Source organism: Kamptonema formosum PCC 6407, assembly GCF_000332155.1.
Taxonomy (GTDB): Bacteria; Cyanobacteriota; Cyanobacteriia; order Cyanobacteriales; family Microcoleaceae; genus Kamptonema; species Kamptonema formosum.
The window spans coordinates 1,581,443-1,599,855 of sequence record NZ_KB235904.1 but is presented as its reverse complement, the minus strand read 5'-3'; the positions used below and the strand labels follow the sequence as shown (position 1 = coordinate 1,599,855).

At 44.5% G+C, this 18,413-nt stretch carries 13 protein-coding genes and 1 pseudogene; 7 read left to right on the top strand and 7 right to left on the bottom strand.

What is annotated here, in order from left to right; translation table 11 throughout:
• Nucleotides 1–14: 14 nt before the first annotated feature.
• Complete coding sequence (locus tag OSCIL6407_RS0123930) at nucleotides 15–437, top strand: DUF6896 domain-containing protein (protein WP_007358255.1); 423 nt, start codon at nucleotides 15–17, stop codon at nucleotides 435–437.
• A gap of 41 nt (nucleotides 438–478) precedes the next feature.
• Here the strand turns inward: OSCIL6407_RS0123930 and OSCIL6407_RS35580 are convergent.
• The 5 genes and pseudogenes from OSCIL6407_RS35580 to OSCIL6407_RS31160 form a co-directional block, all read right to left on the bottom strand.
• Nucleotides 479–700: pseudogene (locus tag OSCIL6407_RS35580) on the bottom strand (DUF459 domain-containing protein); the annotation flags it as partial.
• 85 nt (nucleotides 701–785) lie between these two features.
• Nucleotides 786–2,237: a YcjF family protein gene (locus tag OSCIL6407_RS0123920; protein ID WP_007358253.1), complete on the bottom strand. Its 1,452-nt coding sequence runs from the start codon at nucleotides 2,235–2,237 to the stop codon at nucleotides 786–788.
• A gap of 231 nt (nucleotides 2,238–2,468) precedes the next feature.
• Nucleotides 2,469–2,663: a hypothetical protein gene (locus OSCIL6407_RS0123915; protein ID WP_019487762.1), complete on the bottom strand. Its 195-nt coding sequence runs from the start codon at nucleotides 2,661–2,663 to the stop codon at nucleotides 2,469–2,471.
• A gap of 32 nt (nucleotides 2,664–2,695) precedes the next feature.
• Nucleotides 2,696–4,108: a sensor histidine kinase gene (locus OSCIL6407_RS0123910; protein ID WP_007354106.1), complete on the bottom strand. Its 1,413-nt coding sequence runs from the start codon at nucleotides 4,106–4,108 to the stop codon at nucleotides 2,696–2,698.
• 264 nt (nucleotides 4,109–4,372) lie between these two features.
• Nucleotides 4,373–4,759 (bottom strand): response regulator transcription factor, encoded by a 387-nt coding sequence (locus OSCIL6407_RS31160; protein WP_007354107.1) that lies wholly within the window; start codon nucleotides 4,757–4,759, stop codon nucleotides 4,373–4,375.
• Nucleotides 4,760–5,336: 577 nt separating this feature from the next.
• Here OSCIL6407_RS31160 and OSCIL6407_RS0123900 point away from each other — a divergent pair.
• Both OSCIL6407_RS0123900 and OSCIL6407_RS0123895 read left to right on the top strand, forming a co-directional pair.
• Nucleotides 5,337–5,561 carry a hypothetical protein gene (locus OSCIL6407_RS0123900; RefSeq protein WP_007354108.1) on the top strand — a complete coding sequence of 75 codons (225 nt, stop codon included), beginning with the start codon at nucleotides 5,337–5,339 and terminating at the stop codon, nucleotides 5,559–5,561.
• Between the two features lie 65 nt (nucleotides 5,562–5,626).
• Entirely contained in the window at nucleotides 5,627–9,268 is a 3,642-nt protein-coding gene (locus tag OSCIL6407_RS0123895) for a CHAT domain-containing protein (protein ID WP_007354109.1), read from the top strand.
• Between the two features lie 177 nt (nucleotides 9,269–9,445).
• Here OSCIL6407_RS0123895 and OSCIL6407_RS34780 read toward each other — a convergent pair whose 3' ends face one another.
• Complete coding sequence (locus OSCIL6407_RS34780) at nucleotides 9,446–9,625, bottom strand: hypothetical protein (RefSeq protein WP_148288920.1); 180 nt, start codon at nucleotides 9,623–9,625, stop codon at nucleotides 9,446–9,448.
• Nucleotides 9,626–9,859: 234 nt separating this feature from the next.
• Between OSCIL6407_RS34780 and OSCIL6407_RS0123885 the strand changes: the two genes are divergently transcribed.
• From OSCIL6407_RS0123885 to OSCIL6407_RS0123875, 3 genes are all read left to right on the top strand, one after another.
• Nucleotides 9,860–11,452, top strand: coding sequence for a mechanosensitive ion channel family protein (locus OSCIL6407_RS0123885; protein ID WP_019487760.1), 1,593 nt, complete (start codon nucleotides 9,860–9,862; stop codon nucleotides 11,450–11,452).
• Between the two features lie 135 nt (nucleotides 11,453–11,587).
• On the top strand, nucleotides 11,588–13,180 hold the full coding sequence (locus tag OSCIL6407_RS0123880; protein WP_026103841.1) for a mechanosensitive ion channel family protein: 1,593 nt from the start codon (nucleotides 11,588–11,590) through the stop codon (nucleotides 13,178–13,180).
• Between the two features lie 258 nt (nucleotides 13,181–13,438).
• Nucleotides 13,439–15,490, top strand: a complete 2,052-nt coding sequence (locus tag OSCIL6407_RS0123875) for an iron uptake porin (RefSeq protein ID WP_019487758.1) — start codon at nucleotides 13,439–13,441, stop codon at nucleotides 15,488–15,490.
• A 60-nt stretch (nucleotides 15,491–15,550) separates the two neighbouring features.
• Here the strand turns inward: OSCIL6407_RS0123875 and OSCIL6407_RS0123870 are convergent, their stop codons facing one another.
• Nucleotides 15,551–15,748: a hypothetical protein gene (locus OSCIL6407_RS0123870; RefSeq protein WP_019487757.1), complete on the bottom strand. Its 198-nt coding sequence runs from the start codon at nucleotides 15,746–15,748 to the stop codon at nucleotides 15,551–15,553.
• On the opposite strand from OSCIL6407_RS0123870, the gene OSCIL6407_RS0123865 reads away from it, so the two are divergent.
• Nucleotides 15,747–18,263 (top strand): GH116 family glycosyl hydrolase, encoded by a 2,517-nt coding sequence (locus OSCIL6407_RS0123865; RefSeq protein WP_019487756.1) that lies wholly within the window; start codon nucleotides 15,747–15,749, stop codon nucleotides 18,261–18,263. The genes OSCIL6407_RS0123870 and OSCIL6407_RS0123865 overlap by 2 nt on opposite strands.
• The last annotated feature ends 150 nt before the right edge of the window (nucleotides 18,264–18,413 follow it).

The following is an 18,413-nucleotide window of genomic DNA, read 5'->3' as shown; positions in this document are numbered from 1 at the left end:
CGCTGAAATGTACTATGAATTATCTAACTAAAAATGTAGATGCAGTGGCAATTATTCAAGAATTTGCCAATCTTCAAGACGAACTTATTTCGGTATTTCGACAGAAGTATAGCAATTTAACTGACTGGACGTATCTGCTTGATTGTCCCCGCTCTGGATACTTTCACGCGAGAGAAGAAGAGTGGAGATTTCAGCAGCATGGATTAGGGATATGCTTTACAGGACAGGAATCCGGCAAAGTTGTTGATGTTCACACGGGATTATTAGATGCTCCAAGAGCGATTGACTCGTGGCGTTTATGTCAATACTTTGAGTCAATAGGCATTGAAAAAATTCATTATCTTTCGCAGATATTTGAAGTTAGCGAGCAAGATGGTTCTGAAGCTTTACTTAAATGTCTGAGGCAAGATGATACTAAGAAGGTAGACTATTGTTAGTTTAGCGAATCTTCATTGTTTTTGCTACGCATCACAATTATTTAAGATTTTTTAGGTTGTGGCTTTAAGATTTTATCCTGAACCATTTTGTCAATAATTATACCGCCAATTATCCTCGCTCCATGAGTGGTAAAATGTACGCCGTCATTGATTTTCACATATCTTTTTGTGCCAGATTTGTCAGCCACAACTTTAGTATATTTACCACCTACCGCAAATGTTTGCCAAGTTGAAATAAATTTAATTTTTGGATAAGACTTACTTACCTGACTATTTGCAAAAAAATTGGGGTAGGCTTTTCAGCTTACCCCATAATCAAACAATAATTGGTTCAAAAAGTCAAGGAATTTAAGAAACTTCAGCAGCAATTGCATTCTCATGCTTAGCTGATTCTGGTAAGAGACGCTGCATAACTTGCTTGATGAAAGTTTGCAAGACGGTGACTTGCTGATTTTGTTGGAATACGGTTTGCAGGGTTTTTGCCAGATTCACTTTCAGACTATTAACATCTGTTATATCTGTACTTGCGTCTTGAGTTTGGAAATACTCAATTAAGCTTAAACCTGCGATTCTGGTAAAATAAGCAGCACTCACTCCCTGTACGATTCCTCCCGCAACAAAGGTAATTGTGTTACTTTTCAAAATGGCGGTGATAGTCTGGGTAGATAGTTCGACTAATCCTAGTTTTAGCATCTGATTGGCCAGCGTGCCTGCTACGATCTTAGCCCGATCTACGGAGAATTTTTGCTGATAAATAGCACCGATATCGATTACCATTTGGGTGCTGATGGCGGCTGTTGCTAGCAAGTCTAAGGCTGCTACTGGATTGGCAAAAGCAGCGGCGGCGGCGATGTACTGATATTGTTCAATTATGGGTAAAGCGCGATCGCGTCTCACTCCATTTAATGCCGTTTTTACCTCGGATTTTAGCTGCGATGCTAATCGAATGGTACTCGCCCAGACTAACTTTTGACTTTCTTGAGTTAAGATTTGACTTAATCTTTCAGTCAAAGGTTGAATTTGTGCGGTTTGTGGCTCAGTCCACTCTTTAATTGTGCCGTCTGGTTGGTGTTGGCGGACTTTAATCGGATTAGGGGAAGATGCGATCGCAACGATATCTTCGGCTGCTAATATTCCCGCCATTCTCTGGCGCAATTGCTGCAACACCTGTGCTTGTTGTTCTGGCAAATATTGGTCAAGCTTATTCCAAACTAGCACTAAGCGCTGACCTGCGGCAACGAGCTGCGATAATATTTGAAATTCTGGATCGGTGATATCGCCAGCCGTGACAAACAAGACTAAATCGGAAGAGATTTTTACCTCATCTTTACCGATAAATAATGGTGCTGCTTCCCGAAAAGTTAACTGTTGCGAGTGTTGCTCTGTCCAGTTAGATTTTAACTGTTGAATTAAAACAGTTTTGCCGACAGCTTTGCCACCAGCAACGCAGAGGTGTAAATCTTGCCGATCTAGTTCTGCTGTTAACTGGCTGAGCTGTTGTTTTAAGCTGGAATTAGCATCACAATTTAGTGCTTCTGCTGCTAGTAAATTAATCGCAGTTTCAGTTGTCGCGATCGCCTTCAGCGCCATTTCCCGATCCACAGGTACAGGTGCAGGTGTAAAATCGACAGAGGGCGATCGCCCTTGCCACCACCACCACCCCACACCACCTACCGCCACGCCCAACAGCGCCACTTCACCGAATTCTGCAACAGAGTGCTGAAGGCTATCTAACAGCCAAAGCGCCAAAGATAACCCAATCCCGCCCACTAAAATAGGTCGCCGCAAGTTAAGTGTCATTTCTCCCTTCCTTTGGGTACTTAAGGCCTAGCTTCAACAACCCAAAGCTTGGCATCCATCCCTCTCTCTATGCTAATCTCTGGGACGGCAAACGATCGCAAAAAACTTATAGCAACCGCCAAGGCGGTTAAGAGGGACTAGGGGCTAGGGGCTAGGGGCTAGGGAAGAGGAAAGAAGGGTTGAGAATCAGAGTTTTAGGAATTCAGAATGTCCTAAGCGCCTTGGGGACTGCTATATCCCTTCCCAAACTAAAATTTTTCCCAAACTATAGCAACCGCCAAGACCATGAGAACATTCTAAATCGATCGCAGTCGAAGGGTGCGATCGCGCCAAGGCCCTTACATCTTCCCATCTCCCCCTCTCCCCCATCTTCCCCCTCTCCCCCCATCTCCCCCTATCTCCCCATCTTCCCCTAGCCCTGAGCATCGTAGCCCCTAGCCCCTAACCGCTTTCAGCGGTTAAAGCGGTAAGCAAATAGTGAAAATTGCCCCCTTACCAATTCTACTTTCAGCCGTAATGCTACCGCTGTGTGCTTCTACAATCCGCTTAGCGATCGCTAACCCCAAACCCGTACCGCTACCCGAACGCGAGGGATCTGTAGTGTAGAACTGCTCAAAAATGCGCGGTAAATCGCTAGAACTAATCCCAGGCCCCTGATCCTCAACTTTAATAACAGCTTGTTTTCCCTCCTTGCGTCCCGAAATCATCACCTCAGAATCGGGTAGGGAATGCTTAATCGCATTATCGAGCACGTTCAAAATTGCCTGCAACAGCCGCTCTGGATCGCCAAACAAGATAATATCAGCCACATCCACCGTCACAGACACACCTCGCGCTTCCATCCGGGGTTTCACAGCACCAACAGCGCGGTTAATCAAACTGCTCAGTACCAAACTTTGCTGTTCTAATTGAGTGACACCCGCCTCCAAGCGGCCCAAATCCAGCAAATCGCGAACTAGGCGAGAGAGGCGTTTAGTTTCATCCTCTACATTTTGAAAAAAGCGATCGCGCAACTCCGGCTCATCAACAGCACCACTTCTGAGTGCCTCCACCGTCACCAACACATTACTAATAGGAGTGCGGAGTTCGTGAGAAACATTTGCCAGAAAAGTTCTACGTTCGTAATCCAGCGAAGCCAGCCTTTCACTCATGCGATTAAGTTCCGCCGCCAACTGATCTAACTCATTGCTTTGACGGATAGCCAACTTATCGCCAAAATGACCGCTACCCAGGCGAATCGCAAAATTCCGCATTGTTTCCACAGGTTTAGAGAGACTACGCGCAAAGCGATCGCTAATTACCGCACACAGCAACAGCGTCAGCATCAAACTCCCCCCAACCGTCCAAATCACCTTCGCAAACTGGCGCTGAAACTGTTTCAAAGTAATCGACATCCGCAGCACACCCAGCATTTGACCATTCCGAACCACAGGTCGAGCAATGTAAAGCCGATCCTCTCCTGACAACACCCCTTTTGCAATTCCTCGCGCCGAGCGATTTTGGAACGCCTCCCTCATCCCAGCTACCTCGTACCAGCTCGTAACTTGTTTGTCTAACCGAGGATCGGAAGTGGCCAGCAAGTGGCTTTGAGGGTCAAAAATCCGTAGCGTAATGGTTTCTGGTGCCCCGTAGCGTTTCACCAGCAGTTCTACTCGCTCAATTTTGCCCTCCTCCAAAGCATCGGCCACACTCTCGCTTAAAGCCGCAGTCCAATTTTCCAAATCTGTCTGTCGCGCCTGTATGAAATAATCATAAAACGACCACAGAATGTACCCCGCCATCAACGAAGTGCCTAGAGTTGTCAGCAGCAAATAGGTAGCTAACAGCTTGGCGTGAATAGAATTTAATTTAATTTGGGGCAACCATTTCATTTGTTAATAGATTTTATATTTATAAAAAACCTATAGCATTTCTCAATTATTAGGAGGTACAAAAGCAACCCCCCCTAGCCCCCAGGGCTGTTTCATTCTCGGAAAAACCGCGATTTTGTAGGGGTAGTGCCCCCGTGCCTACCCCCCTTACTCTGGGCGGGCACGGGGGCACCGCCCCTACCGAGAATGAAACAGCCCCCTTTCTAAGGGGGTTGGGGGTAGTTCTTGTACTTCAGCACACAGAGAAAGGCTGTAAAATTTTATTTATTTACTATCTGAAGACTGCTCCGCAGAACGGCGGCGTAACACGGCTTTGATCCGCGCTACAAGTTCGCGAGTATTGAAGGGTTTTGTTACATAGTCATCTGCTCCCGCCTCTAAACCCCAAACCTTATCAATATCTTGATCTTTAGCAGTCAGCATCACAATCGGCACATTTGAAAATGCCCGAATCCGCCAGCAGACTTCCATGCCGCTCACTTCTGGCAGCATTAAATCTAGTAAAATTACATCTGGTACTTGTTTGTGAAATTGTTTGATCGCACTCAATCCATCGGCCGCCGTCATCACTTCATAGCCTTCTTTTTGCAGCGTGTAGGTCAGGCTGTCGCGCAGGGCTGGTTCATCATCTACTAATAAGATTTGGGGCATTGTTTTTACCGCTAACTCTTATTTCGAGACTGCCACATTCTCGCTTTTGCAGTATCCTCCTTTAGGCATAAAGCTCAGGAATAAGCTGTTTTGTCTATAAATCAAATCAAGAGATGGGCAGGATGCCTATCTCACAATAATCTGACAAAAATTGACTGTCAAATTTTACATTCACCCTTGTAGCCAGAGGCAAGTCGATTTATTTTTCGCTAAACTATACTAAATATAATTATGCACCGTGCTATGTTCCCGATACTTAGATTAATTCTAATGGAATGATTTAGCAAATATCCGTAATATTTATTCAAGTCTTATGCGCTTTTTTCTCACCGTTCTATCATAAGCATAAGCACTTATTTTTCTCACCGTTCTATCATAAGCATAAGCACTTATTTCCGCTCAATTAGACTGTAGAAATTGTCCGCTCGATCGCGTTGAACTGCTGTTGTTTTCCATAAACTTTGAGTGGAAAGACAAGCATTCCAGTTTCTACTTACTAACTTTCTAATAGTAATACAGTTTCCTTAAGTTTAGTGCTAAAGTAGGGAAAATATTTAAGGCAGGTTTAAACCTGTTTATGCTTTTTATCCTCGGACTGAAGTCACGGGGCTTTCAGGCGATCGCTTATAATACTATGACTTTTGTCCTTAAGTCTCGCGGTCAGCGGCGTAACACTGCTATTCTTGCCTTCAGGCAAGAGCAATGCCATCCTTTCCCATCTGCAATCTTACCCTCAACTCACGCCTCTGGCAAAGGAATTAAAATTTCCAGGGTTGATGATGCAATTGGCTGTAAGGATTAGCCACTGGTTTACATCTTCCCTCTTCCTTCTTCCCTCTTCCTTCTTCCTTCTTCCTTCGAGTCACGATGGACGAACAACGCCGCGAAACTGACTTTAATATGCTCCGAGTGCTACTGGACTTTTCTAGCGATACAGGAACAGAATTAATTTTGAGTGCTGACTCAGATTTAATCGACTACGGGTTAGTACAAACACTGTACCTGGCAGTGCCGTCCCTAACGCAAGAGGGGCTAGTTAATGCTGCTAAATTTTTCCAAAATTTGCTTGCTCCTTTGGAAGAAGCGATGATGGCATCTATCGGCGCTGCAACTCCAGAACAGTATCTCACTTTTCTGGGGGAAGTATTGCAGGCAGTAGCCTACAATTCTGAACCGCAAGCAGTTTATCCATTACTGTCTGCCAATTTAGATAAGTTGGATTACCATTTTGCCCAACTGTTGCACAGTTGGGCAACTGCAATCTTACCGGAAGCTGAACCCGCACAGGCGAGACGGATTGCGGCTCAGATCGGTAATTTGAGCATTATTATTGGGCGGTTCCCCCTGGGTAGCAGGGCGAACAATTTAGAAATTGAAATTGCAGGTTATGAAGTAGTAGCAACTGTTTTTACCCGCGAGGAGTTCCCGGAACAGTGGGCGACGCTGCAAAATAATCTGGGCAATGCTTATAGCGATCGCATTAAAGGAGAACGAGCCCTGAATCTGGAACGAGCGATCGCTTGTTTTGAAAATGCTTTAGAAGTAAGGACTCCCGCAGAATACCCGGAACAGTGGGCAACGCTACAAAATAATCTGGGCAATGCTTACAGCGATCGCATCAAAGGTTTTAGTGCCGATAACCTAGAACTGGCAGTTACCTGCTATCAAAACGCTTTACAGGTGCGAGCTCGCGATACTTTCCCCAAGGAGTGGGCAACAACTCAAAATAATCTCGGTCGCGCTTACAGCCGCCGCTTAAGAGGAGAGCCAACTGATAATTTAGAATTGGCAATAGCTTGCTATCAAAGCGCCTTGCAAGTTTACAATCGTAAGTCCTTTCCCCGTCGTTGGGCGACAACACAAAATAATTTAGCAAACGCTTATAGTGAAAGACTCCAAGGTAGTCGCGCTGATAATTTGGAACAAGCTATAGAGTGCTATCAAAAGGCTTTACAGGTGCGGACTCGCGAGAACTTACCGGCACAGTGGGCGACTACTCAGCATAATTTAGGTCGAGTTTTTAGCGAACGAATTAAAGGAGATCGATCGGAGAATTTGGAAGCGGCGATCGCTTGTTATCGCAATGCTTTACAAGTTCACAGCCGCACTAAGTTTCCCGATCGCTGGGCGACAATTCAAACTTATCTGGGCAAAGCTTATAATCAGCGACTCAAAGGAGATCGAGCCCAAAATATAGAAGCAGCGATCGCCTGCTATCAAAAAGCCTTGCAAGTATATTCAAAATCAAAAGCTCCCGATCGCTGGGCAATGTTACACACTTATTTAGGTCGGGCTTTGAGCGAACATAAGAAAGGAGAAAAAGCCCGCAACCTCAAAAGTGCGATCGTCTGTTATCAAAATGCTTGTGCAATTTATACCCGTTCGGGCTCTCCCGATCGCTGGGCAATGCTGCAATCATATCTCGGTCGAGCCTTTGGCGAGTTGATGCTGGGTAACAGACCTGAACATCTTAAAAAAGCAGTCAGTTGTTATGACAAGGCCCTGGAAGTCTACACGCGAGAAGCTCATCCCCACAGCCACGCCAAAACCTTATTTTACCAAGGCCTCGCCTACCAAGCCCAGGGGGAATTGCTGCTAGCTTACAACACTTTTGCCTCGGCTGTGGAAACAGTGGAATTCCTACGCGGAGAGCGCAGAGGGGGGAGCGATCGCGAAGCCAGTACCCTGCAAAAATTAGCTCAAACCTGGACTGTGCTTTACAAATCTCTGGTGGAAGTCTGTCTGGAACTAGGAGCTAACCAACCTCATTACTACGCCAAAGCCCTAGAATATACGCAGCGCTACAAAGCTCGCAGTCTGGTGGAACTCCTCGCCCATGACTCCTTAACTCCCAAAGCAGAACTTCCCCAATACGTCCAAGATGAGTTGGTTTTGCTACGACAGGAAATAGCTACAGAACAGCAGCGAGTCGATGGGGGAGCGAAGCTGGAAGTCAATATTCGCGGTAGTTCAGGGGCAGAAAGACCGGATTTGAATAATTCCTCAATGCCTCTGAGTGTGGACTTTACCCGCCTCACTCAATTGTGGCATCAGTTGGACGAGTTGATTGCCCGCGAGATAGTGTCTTTTGACCCGTATTTTAGCAGCACTCAAAAAGTGGAGGCGATCGCCTTTGAACAAATTCAGGAATTATTACCAGATCGGAATTGCGCGATCGTCGAGTGGGCAAACTTAGAGGAAATGTTGGTTTGTTTTATTATCCTCCCTGAAGTCGAACATCCTCTAGTTTGGGTTTATCCCCCAGAAAATGCAGAAGCTTTGGAAGATTGGGCCGACGAATATTTGAGTGCTTATTCCGAACAAAAAGGCCGTTGGGTAAATCAACTAGCAGCTCGATTGACCCGCCTAGCAGAACTTTTACAAATCGATCGGATTGTAGAGCGCATTCCCGAACATTGCGATCGCTTGATTGCGATCGGACACCGATTTTTGCACCTGCTACCGATTCATGCTTTGCCTTTGGGAAGTGAGGGAGAGGGGGAGCTCTGGAGCAGAGGGGCAGAGGAGCAGAGGGGCAGGGGAGCAGAGGAGATGGGGAGCGGGGGAGCAGAGGGGAAATCTTCATCTTTCCTGTTCCCTCTCCCCATCTCCCCCGCCCCCCCGCTCCCCTGCTCCCCATCTTCCTCATCTCCTCAATATTTAATTGACAGATTTCCGAGAGGTATTCGCTATGCTCCAAGTTGTCAAATGTTGCGCCTGAGCCAAATTGGGCGGCGTAATCTTCGTGGAACTTCGCCAGTGCGAGAACTCTTTGCTGTTCAGAATTTTACTAAAGATGCGATCTATAGCAATCTGGAAATGAGCGCGATTCGTCAGCATTTCCCAACTACGGAAACTTTAGGGGATAGAATTGGCGTAAAAGAAGCACTTTATCAATTAATTGGGGTTGGCGATCGCCACCTCATTCAAAGAGAGCAACAGCAACAAAGTATTGGTATCCACTTCGCCTGTCAGAGTTTGTTAAATTTTGAACATCCTTTGCAATCGGCTTTGTTTTTTGGTAAGGACTCTCTAACATTGGAGGAAATTTTTAATCTCGACTTGCGCCAATGTCGATTACTGACTCTCTCCGGTTGTGAAACTGGCGCTGGGGAGGTAAAAAATATTATTGATTGTGTTAGCTTGACAGCGGGTTTGATGTATGCTGGGACTCCCAGTATTGTCAGTAGTCTTTGGAAAGTGAGCGACGTTTCGACATTGTTTTTGATCGGCAAGTTTTACGACAATCTCAGTCAGCTTCAGAGAATACAGGTGGGAGATATTGCGATCGCGCTTAATTCTGCTCAGAAATGGTTGCGAGATTTAACTAGCGAGGAATTTGAAACTTTACTGAGCGATTTTCAAAGTCAAATTACACAAATCTTTGCTCAGTTACCCCAAGGACAACGCTTGATTGCTGAAGCATCTTTGCAGCAAACACGCAATCGCAAACCTTGCCCTTTTGCTAATCCCTATCATTGGGCCGCTTTTACTGCTACAGGGGTTTAATCTTATACCAATTCTCTAAATGCCGACTACATAAGAATTTCATAATTAGCTGCCGAAATTATTATAATTTTGTTAAGTAGATAAAAAAGTGGGTAATGTTGGTATTATTATGGTATAAATATTTTATCTTTCCCTGTGTTCGAGGATTCACAGCCTTTGCTCCCAAGTAATCAGGACTCAGGGAACGAACATAGCGATCGCGCAACAAGGTAAAAAAACTGGTGGCAGGGTATGAACGCTGAAAGTCATGGCGAACAACGCAAATGCAGTCAAACCAACAATCGAACGCCAGCCGACGCAATTGCCTAAAATCACCCAAGTGATTGCAATCTCAAAGAATACGATTAATGTAGTCAAACAAACAGTTTAGAATCAGTAACCCTCAATCCAAGAAGAAGGTGAACAGGAGAGATAGCTAAACCTAAATTAGGATTTTTAACTAACAACAAACAAAAAGATGAGTTGAGGGAAGTATCAATGATACAACTATAATGATTGTTTCAACAATAATTTTTGTTACAAATAGCCTCTCAGCCTGATATAGAAAGTTAAAACTGTTTTAAAGTTCCATTACAATTGGAGAGCAATCAGATGTCAAGTAGTGCTGTAGCATTTCTCAGCAATTTTGGGATACTGGGACTTACCATTGTTAGTTTATATCTCCTATTCTTAGTGCTGCGGGTAGTTTTACGCCGACTACCAACCGATTTACCACTGGTAGCGTTGAATATCTCACGGGGCCCGATACTTCTGCTAGTCTGCTTCGTCGGGATGAATTTGTTATTAGCACAATGGGGAAGTAGTCTGGAATTTAACGGTCAGCCAGTAACGATCGGGCTAATCCAGAGAGGTCTGAGTGCACTTAATTTCTTAATAGTAACTTACTGGATTGCTCAACTTCTAACCCAAGTAGTTCTCTATGCACTCAAGCAGTATGCCGACCGCTCCGAAGCAATGTGGGATGATGTCTTAATACCCATACTCCAAAACATCCTGCCCTTTTTCACCTATTTCATTGGTGGATTGCTAGCTTTACAGCAATTGGGTTTCGATCTATCCGGTTTGCTAGTAACAATTGGGGGAGCAGCATTTATCCTCGGTTTTGCCTTAAAGGACATTCTGGCGAACTTTTTCAGTGGCTTAGTGTTATTGATTGATACGCCTTTCAGTTTCGGCGATGTTGTGGCTTTGCCAGATGGTTCGCGGGCAGTGATCAGAAAAATTGGTCTGCGCTTAACAAGTATGTACTTAATCGATAGTCACTCCGAGATTTACATACCTAATGCGGCCTTTCAAAGCCAAAATATCGTCAACCTCAGCCGTCCTACGAGTCACTATTACTACACCATTTCCATTCCGATCAAGGGTGATGTCGAGCCAGCAAGAGCGATATCTCTGATGGAAAAAGTAGTGCTTGCCCATCCTGATACAATGGGAGACATAGAGCAAAAACTGGAAGCAATTGAACGTTACTATGGCTATTCTGGAGCCGGAGTCAAACAGAAATTGAAGCGAGAAGTTGGGGTCATGCGGTTGCTAGCCGAGCAAGAAGTCACCCGTATGCTACTGAAAATTGAAATAAATTTGAAGCAACTATCAGATATCATCTCCGGTGCAGAACAGGGAGGATTAGATGCAGAAGAAATCAGAGCAATCCAGAAACAATTCTTAGAAATTTGTCTGTCGATCGGTTTGGAGAGGAGAGCCGAACGTCAGGATAAGCGCAAGCGCAGCAAGTTAGTTGAAATTGGAGGTGCGCCCTCTAATAATACGCTCATTGGTCTAGTCAGAATCTGGTATCAATGCTGGCTAAAAGACCCAGATTTGTTTAAAGAAGATTTGATGACATTGCCTAGAGAGTGGGAACAGAGAATTAATTTGTTGATTATAAAAATCAATAAATTATATCAGACGATCAACAATCCTGTGGGCATGGAAACGAGATTAGACGATCTAGTGGAAAGCTTTCAAGTTTGGATGAGTGAGAGTTTTAAGAGTTCTCGAAATCAATGGCAAGACCCGAAAATTTGGGTGAATGAAGTTAATGGAGACCAAAGTCGGGAGACAACGGTGCGCTTTTATGTAGATAGCATCAAGCTAGAGCATTGCGAGCGTGGAAATCGGATCAAGAGTGAAGTGCGTCAGGATTTGGTTTGGCATCTAAGACAATCCTACTTGATGTAATCTTTCTGCTCTAGCTGTAACTTGAGGTTTAACCCTCAGTTACAGTCCACTATCATTTGTTTAATTTTGATGATTGAATTCTATTAGTAGTAAAAATTCAAATTCAAAGTTCCATCACAATTGGAGGGCAATTAGATGTCAAGTAGTGCTGTAGCATTTCTCAGCAATTTTGGGATACTGGGACTTACCATTGTTAGTTTGTATATCCTGTTCTTAGTGCTGCGGGTAGTTTTACGCCGACTACCAACTGATATACCACTGGTAGCCTTGAATATCTCACGGGGCCCGATACTTCTGCTAGTCTGCTTCGTCGGGATGAATTTGTTATTAGCACAATGGGGAAGTAGTCTGGAATTTAACGGCCAGCCAATAACGATTGAGTTCATCCAGAGAGGTCTGAACACCCTTAATTTCTTAATAGTAACTTATTGGATTGCTCAACTTCTAACCCAAGTAGTTCTCTATGCACTCAAGCAGTATGCCGACCGCTCCGAAGCAATGTGGGATGATGTCTTAATACCCATACTCCAAAACATCCTGCCCTTTTTCACCTATTTCATTGGTGGATTGCTAGCTTTACAGCAATTGGGTTTCGATCTATCCGGTTTGCTAGTAACAATTGGGGGAGCGGCATTTATCCTCGGTTTTGCCTTAAAGGACATTCTGGCGAACTTTTTCAGTGGCTTAGTGTTATTGATTGATACGCCTTTCAGTTTCGGCGATGTTGTTGCTCTGTCAGATGGTTCGCGGGCAGTGATCAAAAAAATTGGTCTGCGGGTAACAACTATGTACTTAATCGATAGTCACTCTGAAATTTATATCCCTAATGCCAATTTCCAAGGTGAAAACATTATTAATCTTAGCCGTCCTACGAGTCACTATTACTACACCATTTCAATTCCCATCAAGGGTGATGTCGATCCAGCAAGAGCAATATCTCTGATGGAGAAAGTGGTACTTGCCCACCCCGATACAATGGGAGAACTAGAGGGTAAGCTGGAAGCAATTGACAATTACTACGGCCATTCTGGATCGGGGGTCAAACAGAAGTTAAAGCGAGAAGTTGGGCGGATGCGATTGCTAGCTGAGCAAGATGTCACCCGTATGCTCTTGAAAATTGAAATGAGCCTGAAGCAACTATCAGAATTTCTCTCCGGTGCAGAACAGGGAGGATTAGATGCAGAAGAAATCAGAGCAATCCAGAAACAATTCTTAGAAATTTGTCTGTCGATCGGTTTGGAGAGGAGAGCCGAACGTCAGGATAAGCACAAGCGCAGCAAGTTAGTTGAAATTGGAGGTGCGCCCTCTAATAATACGCTCATTGGTCTAGTCAGAATCTGGTATCAATGCTGGCTAAAAGACCCAGATTTGTTTAAAGAAGATTTGATGACATTGCCTAGAGAGTGGGAACAGAGAATTAATTTGTTGATTATAAAAATCAATAAATTATATCGGATAATCAACAATCCCGTCGGTATGGAGACTAGATTAGACGATCTAGTGGAAAGCTTTAAAGTTTGGATGAGTGAGAGTTTTAAGAGTTCTCGAAATCAATGGCAAGACCCGAAAATTTGGGTGAATGAAGTTAGCGGAGACCAAAGTCGGGAGACAACGGTGCGCTTTTATGTAGATAGCATCAAGCTAGAGCATTGCGAGCGTGGAAATCGGATCAAGAGTGAAGTGCGTCAGGATTTGGTTTGGCATCTAAGACAATCTTACTTGATGTAATCTTTCTGCTCTAGCTGTAACTTGAGGTTTAACCCTCAGTTACAGTTAGGGCAGAAGGTGGAAGTCTGACTTAACTTTAATCATAAAAATTCAAGTATTGAACCAGTATAAATACTTGAATAAATCAGTAAATTTTTTAATCTTGAAACTAACGCTCTAAAAACTGTCGGCCAGAATGTGGCTAATTTTACATATCCGATCCAGCTCTACTGTTAATATCCTTCTGGTGAAACGATTCGGATTATGGTGTGAGGAAAAATGGATAAATTTACAACTGCGAGGAAAGCGACACTAATCGCTTCTCCGGTTTTCTCCTTGTCAATGTTGGTGGGATGTCTGGGAATAGCTTCAGTACCAGCAGGCGCGATCGCCCAACTACAGGATACCTCAACTTCAGAAGCCAAACTTCCAAAGCTAGCATTAGCAGAGAGCGATCGCACTTTATCTCCTCCAGAGGTAGCGCCAACAGAGGAGAAAGTCGCAGAAATTAACCCTACTACTGAGAGTGACCTATCTCCGACAGCAGCAGCACAACCGCCTCCAACAACTCCAATCGAACTCGCAGCTACAGATATCCGCGATCGCAGCTATCCCTTGTGGTTGTCTCAATCTCCAGTTTTAAACCCCCAATCTCCCGTAATTGCTGAAGTTCCGAAAATACCAGATTTCCCAACCGAGACGGGAACTGCTGCGGATCTTAGCGCTCCCGATGACTTTGCTCAAGTCACCTCAGTTTCTCAGTTGTCTGATGTACAGCCCACAGATTGGGCATTCCAAGCTTTACAATCTCTGGTAGAACGCTATGGTTGTATCGCTGGCTATCCCGATGGTACTTTTCGCGGTAACAGAGCTTTAACTCGTTACGAATTCGCCGCTGGTTTAAATGCTTGTTTAGACCAAGTTAATCGACTAATTGCAGGGGGAACCAACAATTTAGCCACGAAAGAAGACTTAATCGCACTACAACGCCTCCAAGAAGAATTTGCCGCCGAATTAGCAACATTGCGAGGACGGGTAGACGCTTTAGAAGCTCGGACGGCGGAATTAGAAGCTAATCAATTTTCAACAACAACTAAACTTAGCGGTCTTGCTTGGTTTAATGTGACTGGAGCAACTGCAAACAAGCGTGTCCGAGTAGAAACGACGAATACAGACACTCCTCTAGCACTAAGACCGGCGGGACGAGATCCGATTACAAATCGACCTGTTGTTCAGAGAGTTGATGACCCTGAAGTTACTTTTAGTCAGTTAGTTTGGCTGACGCTCACTACTTCTTTTACAGGTAAAGATCAATTAGTGACGCAGTTAGCTGTTGGTAATGGCGATTCCCCGGCAAATCAGTTTGCCTCAGCGGGTCTTTATAATACCTTTGGCACTCCATTTCTGGATCAAACAGGGGGTGTTAATCCCAATGAATTTATTTTGCGAGAACTTTTTTACCAGTTCCCGCTTAGCGATCGCTTGCAAGTCGTGGTCGGGCCGCGGATCAACTTTTACCGCTATTTTGACAATAATGCTTTTACCTTTTTCTTAAATGGAGCTAGCACCTTTAACTCGAACGGTAGCACTCTATCAAACGCAGTCGATCGCGGTGCTGGTGCGGTGGTTTTGTGGGATATCAATCGTCGGTTTAGGCTGCGTTTAGGCTATCTGGGCGAAAGCGATGAATTTTTGCCCGCTAACCCCTTTAATTCGGCTGCTGACCCCTCTAAAGGTTTGTTTAAGGGCACCAATTCAGCAACAGTTGAACTGGCATTTAGCCCTAGCAGTCGCGCAAATTTCCGGTTTCTCTACACTCGCTCTAATATCCAGCAAATAGGCGGACAAGTGGGTGGTGCAATTGGAGAGCCGATTTACGGTGTGGCTGATGATGGTTACGGCGGCAAAATTGGCAATGCAACGGCGGATACTTTTATCTTCAATTTTGACTGGCTAGTTGCCCGCAACTTTGGTGTTTTTGGTCGCTACAGCTACGGCCGAACTAATATTTTTCCTAGAACCGATCGACCGGATGGCACGATTAAAGCTCAAGCTTATCAGATGGGACTTGCTTTTCCCGATTTGGGCAAAGATGGAGCTTTGCTAACTCTATCATTTCTAGTCCCGTTTGATGTTACGGGCGGTCGTCGGTTCTTGGTATCTGGAGGAGGAAATGGCGGTACTCAGTATGAATTTGAAGCTACTTACTATTTGCCAATCAGTGACAATATTGCTATTGTTCCGGCATTTTACTTAATTGGCAACGCCAATAATTTTGACAACAACCCCACTATTTATGTGGGTAATTTGCGAACGCAGTTTAGTTTTTAAAGGGTAAAGACTTGCAGGGGTTTTTAATTGCTGATGCACAACATCTTAATTAGCTAATAGCTAATAGCTAATAGCTAATAGGCCAGCGATCGCTTCTCCTATAGAAGCAGCAGTAACCACAGGATAATTGCCACACAAGCGATTGCAAGCGGAGTTTCCCCCGAAGTAATCTGGGCGATAGATGAAGATCGATCGCCCAGATTGTTTCATAAATTTATCCAAAACGGAAACCCATCGATCGGGTAAAATCAATGACATGAGCGATCGCACATCTAACCCCAACATCCCCCCCCAAACCTGGAACCGTCCTATCGGCCTGGGTTGGGACAATCCCTACACCGTCCGTTACCCCAGCAATCTCGACGATGGCCCCTGGCATGGAATGCCCCTGGGCGGCTTTGGTGCCGGCTGTATCGGGCGATCGCATCGCGGCGACTTCAACCTCTGGCATATCGATGGTGGCGAGCACGTTTTCCGCAGTTTACCCGCTTGTCAATTCAGCGTCTTTGAAGAAATTGACGGCAAAAAACAAGCTTATGCCTTATCTACAGAACCCCCTACAGATGGTAGTTTATCTGCTTGGAAATGGTATCCGAGCGAATTAAAAATTAAAAATGAAAAATTAAAAAGTGAGGAGCAAAATTCAGATTCAAGCCTGAGCACTGGTAGTTATCATGCACTTTATCCTCGCAGTTGGTTTGTTTATGAAAATGTCTTTCAAGCACAATTAAGCTGCGAACAATTTTCGCCAATTTGGGCGGGAAACTATCAGGAAAGTAGTTATCCAGTCGCCATCTTTGAATGGATCGCCCACAATCCCACAGATCGACCAATTACTCTCAGCATCATGCTGACTTGGCAGAATACAGTTGGCTGGTTTACTAATGCCAATAAATCCCCAGAAATTAAAGTCAGAGATGATGGCAGTCCTGTTTATGAATATAATTCTCGCTGGGGTGAAAGTGGGGGAAATTTCAATCGCTTAGTAGAAGATTTCCACCGCATCGGCTGCGTGATGACGCGATTGAGTGCATCAGAAGAAGTAAAAGAAGGCGAAGGACAATGGGCGATCGCGACAGTCGCCAATGCCGCCGTAGAAGTATTTTATCAAACCCGTTGGAACCCAGCAGGCAGCGGCGAAGATATTTGGCGGCCCTTCTCACAAGAAGGCTTCTTGCTAGACGATCCCGATGAAACACCAGCCGCAGGAGGAGAACAATTAGCCTGCGCGATCGCAGTTAGATTTACAATTAGACCGGGAAAAACTCGCAAGATTCCCTTTATTTTAGCTTGGGATTTTCCGATCACCGAATTTGCGCCCGAAGTTTGGTATTACCGCCGCTACACAGATTTCTTTGGTCGCAATGGCAAAAATGTCTGGTCAATAATTCGTACTGCTATGAAGCATTCGGATACTTGGCGAGAAAATATTCAAGCTTGGCAACAGCCAATTTTAGCCAGGGAAGACTTGCCAGATATCATAAAAATGGCAATGTTTAACGAACTCTATGCCCTAACTGATGGTGGCACACTTTGGAGTGCCGCTGACGAACGCGATCCCAAAGGTCAATTTGCAGTTTTAGAGTGCATAGATTATCGTTGGTACGAGAGTTTAGATGTGCGTCTTTACGGTTCTTTTGCCTTGTTAATGCTGTGGCCAGAATTAGATAAGGCAGTGCTTTTAGCCTTTGCTAGAGCGATTTTCACGGGAGACGATACCCCTAGAGTTATTGGCTGGAATCAAGCCTCAGCCGTGCGGAAAATTGCCGGGGCTACACCCCACGATTTAGGAGCTCCCAACGAACACCCTTGGGAGAAAACTAACTATACAAGCTATCAAGATTGCAATTTGTGGAAAGATTTACCTTGCGATTTTGTCTTGCAAGTTTATCGAGATTTCTTATTAACTGGTAGCACAGATTACGAGTTTTTACAAGAGTGTTGGCCAGCAATTGTGGAAGCTTTAGCTTATCTCAAAACCTTTGATTTAGACGGCGATGGGATTCCTGAAAATTCAGGTGCCCCCGATCAGACTTTTGATGATTGGCAGATGCGGGGCGTGAGTGCCTATTGCGGCGGGTTGTGGTTAGCGGCGTTAGAAGCTGCGATCGCGATCGGTTCTTTACTGATTAAACATCAAAGTAGTGTAGAAGAATTAAACCAATCACCAATTACCAATTTTAACAAGGATTTCAAGGATGTAAGTCTCTTTCCAATTACCAATTACCAATTACCAATTACCAATTACCAAAATTGGTTAGAACAAGCTAAACCAATCTATCAACAAAGACTGTGGAATGGGCAATATTACCGATTAGATAGCGAAAGCGGTTCAGATGTGGTAATGGCAGATCAGTTATGCGGTCAATTCTATGCACGTTTATTAGGATTGCCCGATATTGTACCAGAAGAATGTGCGATCAGCGCCTTAGAAACAGTGTATGAATCTTGTTTTATCAAGTTCAATCAAGGTGAGTTTGGTGCAGCTAATGGCGTTATGCTTGATGGTTCGCCAGAAAAGCCAGGTGCAACTCATCCTCTAGAAGTTTGGACGGGAATTAATTTTGGTTTAGCTGCTTTTATGATGCAGATGGGGATGAAGGAAAAAGCTTTAGAATTGACGGAGGTAGTTGTCAAGCAAATTTATGCAAATGGTTTGCAATTTCGGACACCTGAAGCAATTACAGCAACGGGTACATTTAGGGCTAGCCATTATTTAAGGGCGATGGCAATTTGGGCAATTTATTATGAATTGTTAATTGTTAACTGTTAACTGTTAACTGTTAACTGGTAATTGCTAATTGGTAATTGGTAATTATACCATCTCCGATTAAATACTTGTCATTGCGAGCGAAGCGAAGCAATCGCAAGGTTTTGAGATTGCTTCACTTCGCTCGCAATGACAATCAAGAGGGTAGTAAAG